Origin of the sequence: Roseobacter sp. HKCCD6576-2 (genome assembly GCF_013179285.1) — a bacterium.
GTDB classification, from domain to species: Bacteria; Pseudomonadota; Alphaproteobacteria; order Rhodobacterales; family Rhodobacteraceae; genus Rhodophyticola; species Rhodophyticola oceani.
Genome location: NZ_WVNW01000056.1, coordinates 1 through 1,809, shown reverse-complemented (window position 1 = coordinate 1,809; position 1,809 = coordinate 1). Strand labels below are relative to the sequence as shown.

The window sequence follows — 1,809 nt, the reverse complement described above, 5'->3', positions numbered from 1 at the left end:
GGGCAGGGCGGTGCCTTGCCTCGATTGTGTTCAAATCCCTCACAGGAGAGTTTCACAATGACAAGCCAGTCCTCAGACACCCAGCCCGCCCTTCACTCACACAACGTCTCAGTTCAGGGTGGTCGTTTGACCAAGTTCAAGGGCCGGGTGGCCAGCATCGCGCCAGGGCTTTCGGTCGTGGTGGTCGCGGCTGTGGTCTCCACCGCTGGCGTGGACCAGGCGGCGGCCCAGGCGGCCGATGCGTGCGGTGGTCCGACGAACGGCGTCGTTACATGTGCCGCTGGCCCCTACGCTGATGGCATCACCTATAATACTAGCGGACCGGATGATCTCTCTCTGATCCTGAACGAAGATGACGTCACGGTGCGCGGCTCTGGCGCGCGCGTGGTGGGGTCGACGTCGGGCGAGGGTAATATCTCCATGCAGCTGCAGAACGGCAAAGTCATCACGGATGCGTCATCTGGTTTCGTGGTCGGGCTTTTGGCGCAGATCAACAACACGGCGAGTACAGCCACTGCGACGGTGCGCATGACCGATGGGGAGATCAATACGACCGGTGCCAATCATCATGGGATTCTGGCAGACAACAAGGGCCTTGGCGATGCGATCGCGCTAATGGAGGGCGGCAAAATCACCACGAGTGGGGGAGATACTTACGGGCTTTGGGCGACGGTTGGTCACGCGCAGAGTACAGACAGCGCGACGGCAAGCGTGACCGGTGGGGAGATCAATGTAGGTGGTATATGGTCCCATGGGCTGTATGCGATCAACAGGGGACTTGGCGCTGCAACGGTGCAAATGGACGGCGGCAGCGTCACCACTAGTAGGTTGCATGCGCGTGCGCTCTATGCCGAAATCACCAACCAGAATAGTGAAGCTCGGGCTACGGCGAGCGCGACTGGTGATGCGAAGATCAAGACGGTGGATAGGAAGGCCTACGGGCTTCTGGCGAAGACTAATGGTCTTGGCGATACGCTTGCTGCAATAGATCGCAGCTCAATTACCACGCTCGGGAGAGAAGCTCACGGGCTTTGGGCGGAGATTACCAACACTGCGAGTACGGCCACATCAACCGCACACATGAACGAAAGCAATATCAATACGATCGCTGACGATACTTATGGGCTTTTGGCGTCGACCGAGGGTCGCTCCGGCGGGGCGCTTGCGCAAATGAGTGGCGGAAGAGTCACCACGCTTGGGGAAGACGCTCACGGGCTTCTGGCGTATGTCCACGAGGCGGGGAATGAAGCCACAGCGACGGTGCGTATGACCAAGGGGGATGTCGAGACGATCGGTGAGTATTCCCATGCGCTTTGGGCAGACAACAGGGGCCGTGGCAGTGCGACGGTGCAGCTGGAGGGCGGCACAGTCACCACGGCGGGGAAAGGTGCTTATGGGCTTTTGGCGGGAGCTTACGGCGGCGGGTCGGCTGTTGTCGACCTTGGCACGGACGCCACTGTCAGGGTTTACGGAGCGGATGCAGACGGGATCCGCGCTGAGGGTGCAACAGGCTTTGACGTGGACGTGGCCGGCCGTGTGACAGGTGGCGCTGGCAATGGCGCTGCGATCCGCACGATCTCCGGCGCTGGCGGAGAGATTGATATCGCTAGCGGCGCTATTGTGACGGCAGGAGGCTCTGGTATTGTGATCGTGGACTGGAATGGCGATGCGGTTGTCACCGTGAAAGGGCATATCGATGGGGAAGTTTTTCTTGGAGCGGGGGACGATAGCTTCACGCTTGAGGCCACAGCCAGTTTTGACTTTTCCCACGTTCTGGACGGCGGTTCGGGCGATAACGATCACCTGACG

At 60.1% G+C, this 1,809-nt stretch carries 1 pseudogene; it reads left to right on the top strand.

Features of this window, described 5'->3' with window-relative positions:
• Positions 1-57 precede the first annotated feature (57 nt).
• Positions 58-1,809: pseudogene (locus GTF44_RS21900) on the top strand (hypothetical protein); the annotation flags it as partial.